Source organism: Sphingomonas sp. NPDC019816, from assembly GCF_050274375.1.
GTDB lineage: Bacteria > Pseudomonadota > Alphaproteobacteria > Sphingomonadales > Sphingomonadaceae > Sphingomonas.
In genome coordinates, this window is sequence record NZ_JBNNOB010000196.1 from 1 (window position 1) to 4,618 (window position 4,618).

General features: G+C 67.4%; 3 protein-coding genes. 1 reads left to right on the forward strand and 2 read right to left on the reverse strand.

Translation table 11 applies throughout. The annotated features are described in order from the left end of the window. Positions 1-139: 139 nt before the first annotated feature. Both ACQKJZ_RS18110 and ACQKJZ_RS18115 read right to left on the reverse strand, forming a co-directional pair. Positions 140-439: a hypothetical protein gene (locus ACQKJZ_RS18110; RefSeq protein WP_312489032.1), complete on the reverse strand. Its 300-nt coding sequence runs from the start codon at positions 437-439 to the stop codon at positions 140-142. Positions 440-463: 24 nt separating this feature from the next. Further along, positions 464-3,337 (reverse strand): M16 family metallopeptidase, encoded by a 2,874-nt coding sequence (locus tag ACQKJZ_RS18115; RefSeq protein WP_427732946.1) that lies wholly within the window; start codon positions 3,335-3,337, stop codon positions 464-466. A 213-nt stretch (positions 3,338-3,550) separates the two neighbouring features. On the opposite strand from ACQKJZ_RS18115, the gene ACQKJZ_RS18120 reads away from it, so the two are divergent. After that, a partial coding sequence (locus ACQKJZ_RS18120; RefSeq protein ID WP_427732948.1) for a Clp protease N-terminal domain-containing protein occupies positions 3,551-4,618 on the forward strand: 1,068 nt, incomplete at its 3' end.

Consider the following 4,618-nt stretch of genomic DNA (forward strand, 5'->3'; position numbering starts at 1 on the left):
GCCTGAACGGCTGTAAGGACAAGGGCTGGATACTGCACTCCGTTCAGGCTGAGCGAAGTCGAAGCCCACGCCCCACCCCCACGAAAAAGGGCGGCCCGTCCTCCGACGCACCGCCCTTCCCCACATCACGGCGCGACGGTCAGGCCGCGCGGGTTCCCGACAGCGGGAAGCTGCCGAACGCGCCCGCGCCCACCGATCCGGTCAGCGTGTCGCCATCGGCGGTCGCTTCGCAGTCCAGCGTCATCGGCATCGGCGAGCTGATCGACATCTTCCAGGTGATGGTGTTGCCCGACACATCGCCCTCGATCTCCATCGCGCCCATCTGGCCCTCGCCCGATCCGGTGAAGCGATCGCCCTCGGTGGTGACCGTCAGCGTCATCTCCTGGTCGCCCAGCGGCGACTTCACGGTGCAGTTCCAGGTGCCGTCGATATCGGCCATGTTCGCTCTCCTTGTAAGCCGGCGTTACTGGCCGGCGCCGGCCGGAGCGGCGGGTGCCGCCCCCGCCACGTCGGCGGCCTCGATGACTTCGACCGGCAGGCCCAGCCCGTCAAGCTGCGGCTTGACCGACTTGGCGTCGCCGACGACGACCCAGACGAAGTCCTTCGGGTCCAACGCCGCCTGGATCGACTTGTTCAGTTCACCCACCGTCATCGCCCGGTACCGCGGCGTGATCGTCGCATAGTAATTGTCCGGCCGGCGCAGCAGGTCGTTGGTCTGCATCGCCGACAGGACCGCGCCCGAGGTCTCGAAATTGCCCGACAGCGAGCGGATCGCGCCGGTGATCGCGCGGTCGAACTCGACCTGATCCATCGGCTTGGTGGTCAGGAACTCGGCGACATCGGTGCGCAGCGCGTCGATCGACGGGCCGGTCTTGTCCGCCTGCACCGGCGCCGACATCACATAGGGCGCGGCGAATTCGGAGGTCTGGAAACCACCGCGCACGCCGTAGGACCAGTGCTTGTTCTCGCGGATGTCGGTGTTGATCCGGCTGAGGAAGCTACCGCCCAGCGCGTCGTTGGCGGTGTTGACCAGCAGCATGTCGTCGGTGCCCTTCAGCGGCGTCGGCATGCCGGCGAGGATCATCGACTGCGGGCTGTCCGGCCGGTTGATCAGGACGATGCGGGGGGCCGAGGGCGTCGCGCTGTCGAAGCGCTTGGCGCCGGCGGCTCCCGTCGCGCGCCAATCCCCGAAGACGCGGTCGAGCGCGGCCTTCACCTCGGCCAGCGGACGGTCGGAGGTGACGAAGATCTTCGCCTTGTCGGGACGCAGCCACGCCTGGTGGAAGGCGATCAGGTCGGCGCGGGTCAGCCCTGCCACCGCACGCGGATCGCCCGCCCCTTGCGCCTTGGCGTAAGGACTGGTCGGGCCATAGACGAGCGGCGGCAGGACGCGGCCCGCCAACCCTTGCGGGCTGGTCAGCTCCTGCTTGATCCCGGCCAGCGTCTGCGCCTTCACCCGCGCCAGTTCGGCATCGGGGAAGGCCGGGTTGCGGATGATGTCGGCATAGAGGTCGAGCGCGGGCGCCAGGTTCACGCTGGGCACCGACAGCCCGACCACCGTGCGGTCGTTGGATGCGCTGGACCCGATCGTCGCGCCCAGCCGCTCCTGCCCCTCGGCGATCGCGATCGTGTCGCGGCGCGTCGTGCCCTCGTCGAGCATCGACTGTACCATGCGCTGCGTACCCAGTTTGCCCGGCACGTCGGCGGCGACGCCGGCGTCGAACGACGTCGCGATCTGGGTCACCGGCACCGCGCTGCGCTGCGCATAGATCAGCTCGATCCCGTTCGCCAGACGGCTGCGCTGGACGGCGGGGAAGCTCAGCGGTTTGACCTCGCCCACCTCGGGCAGGGGGCCGCGCGTGCCCTTGACCGGCTGGTCGGGCGCGGCGGGCACGTCGGCGCGCGGCGGCACCTTGGCTTCCTCATAGGCTTCACGCTTCCCCGGCACGACGGTCAGCGTATAGGCGGGACGCGACAGCCACTTGTCGGCGGCGGCCTTCACGGTGGCGGGGGTCTGCGCCGCGATCGCCTGGAGCTGCTTTTTGTAAAAGCCCGGATCGTTGGAATAGAGCGCGCCCTCGGCCAGCGCGACCGCCTTGCCGCCGAAACCGCCGACCGACTCCAGTCCGCTGACGCGACCCGACACCATCTTGGTCGCGACGCGCTTCACCTCGTCGGCGGTGGGTCCGTTCTTCAGGAAGTCGGCCAGGATTTCCTGCATCCGCTTGTCGACCAGCGCGGGATCGACGCCGGGGCGGACGATCGCGGTCATGTTGAACATGCCGACCTGGGCGAAGGGGCGATCGCTGGCCGAGACCTGCACCGCCAGCTTCTCCTGCTTGACCAGGATATTGTCGAGCCGCGACGAAGCCAGGCCGCCCAGCACCGACCCCGCGACCACCAGCGCGGCGCTGTCGGGATCGTTGAGCCCCGGCACCGCCCAGTTGCGGCTGATCATGACGGCGGCGACGCGGTCGGTCATCGTCTCGTTGACGGGCGCGGGCAGCGTCGGGATGGCGACGGCCGGCAGGACGCTCTTAGGTCCGCGCGCGATGTCGCCGAAATACTTCTCCACCAAGGGCTTGGCGGTGGCGACATCGATGTCGCCCGCCAGTACCAGGACGGCGTTGTTGGGACCGTAATGGTCACGGAACCAGTCCTTCACCGTATCGAGCGTCGCGGCATCCAGATCGGCCATCGAGCCGATGGTGGTGTGGGCATAGGGATGGCCGGCGGGGAACAGCCCCTCCAGGACCTTGTACTGGGTCAGGCCATAGGGCTGGTTGTCGCCTTGGCGCTTCTCGTTCTGAACGACGCCGCGCTGCTCGTCGAGCACCCCTTGCGTCACCGCGCCGAGCAGGTGACCCATGCGATCCGATTCCAGGAACAGCGCACGGTCGAGCGCGGCGGTCGGCACCGTCTCGAAATAATTGGTCCGGTCGAAATAGGTGGTACCGTTATAGTCGGTGGCGCCCACCGATTTGAGCGGCGCGAAGAAGTCGCCCGGCGCATTTTCCGAGCCGTTGAACATCAGGTGTTCGAACAGGTGCGCAAAGCCGGTCTTGCCCTTGGGCTCATGCTTGGAGCCGACATCGTACCACACGCTGACCGCGACGACCGGTGCCTTGCGGTCGGTATGGACGACGACGCGCAGGCCGTTGGGCAGGGTGAAGGTCTGGTAGGGAATGTCCACCGCCTTCACCAGCGCCGAGACCGGCGCACCCTGGGCTACGGGCGCGGCCTTGGTTACGGACGAGGATTGGGCCAGCACGGACTGGCCCGGCACGGCGAACGCCAGGGCGGCGACGCCGGCCAGCGCCACGGACTTGATACGCATTTCCTTGAGTCTCCCCACTCGGTGTATGGCTCGAACATAGCGGGCATGCGGCGGACCGCAATCCCGGCGCGACCGGGCGATTTGCCAAGTCGCGACCCACCACCCTTTCGCAATCGAAACGGCCATCCCATGTTGCGGGCACGGAAATTGGCCCAACCCCTTGTGTTGCAATTTAGCAACACCATCTGACCTGGAAAGCGACAGGAACCCCAGATGAACCTCGAAAAATTCACCGACCGCGCAAAAGGCTTTTTGCAAGCCGCGCAGACCGTGGCGATCCGCAACAGCCATCAGCGTATCGCCCCCGAACATCTCCTCAAGGCCTTGATCGAGGACGATCAGGGCATGGCGTCCGGCCTGATCCAGGCGGCAGGCGGCGATGCCAAGCGCGTCGAACGCGAGACTGATGCGGCCTTGGCCAAGATCCCGGCCGTCTCCGGCTCGGGGGCGCAGTCGTCGCCCGGCCTCGACAATGATCTGGTCCGCGTGCTCGACCAGGCCGAACAGGTCGCACAAAAGGCAGGCGACAGCTTCGTCACCGTCGAGCGGCTGCTGCTGGCGCTTGCGCTGTCGTCCACCACGGCAGCGGGCAAGGCGCTGGCGGCGGGCGGCGTCAATCCGCAAGGACTGAACGGCGCGATCGAACAGCTGCGCCAGGGCCGCACCGCCGATACGGCGGGCGCGGAAGACCGCTATGACGCGCTCAAGAAATTCGCCCGCGACCTCACGCAAGTGGCGCGCGACGGCAAGCTCGATCCCGTCATCGGCCGCGACGAGGAAATCCGCCGCACCATCCAGATCCTCGCCCGTCGCACCAAGAACAACCCCGCCCTGATCGGCGAACCCGGCGTCGGCAAGACCGCGATCGCCGAAGGGCTCGCGCTGCGCATCGCCAATGGCGACGTGCCGGATACGCTGAAGGACCGCAAGCTGATGGCGCTCGACATGGGCGCACTGATCGCGGGCGCGAAATATCGCGGCGAGTTCGAAGAGCGGTTGAAGGGCGTGCTGGACGAGGTGAAGGCCGCCGAGGGCGACATCATCTTGTTCATCGACGAGATGCACACACTGATCGGGGCGGGCAAGGGCGACGGGGCGATGGACGCCTCCAACCTCTTGAAGCCCGCTCTCGCACGCGGTGAACTCCACTGCGTAGGCGCGACCACGCTCGACGAGTATCGCAAATATGTCGAGAAGGACCCCGCGCTCCAGCGGCGGTTCCAGCCGGTCTTCGTCGGCGAGCCCACGGTCGAGGATACCATCTCGATCCTGCGCGGCCTG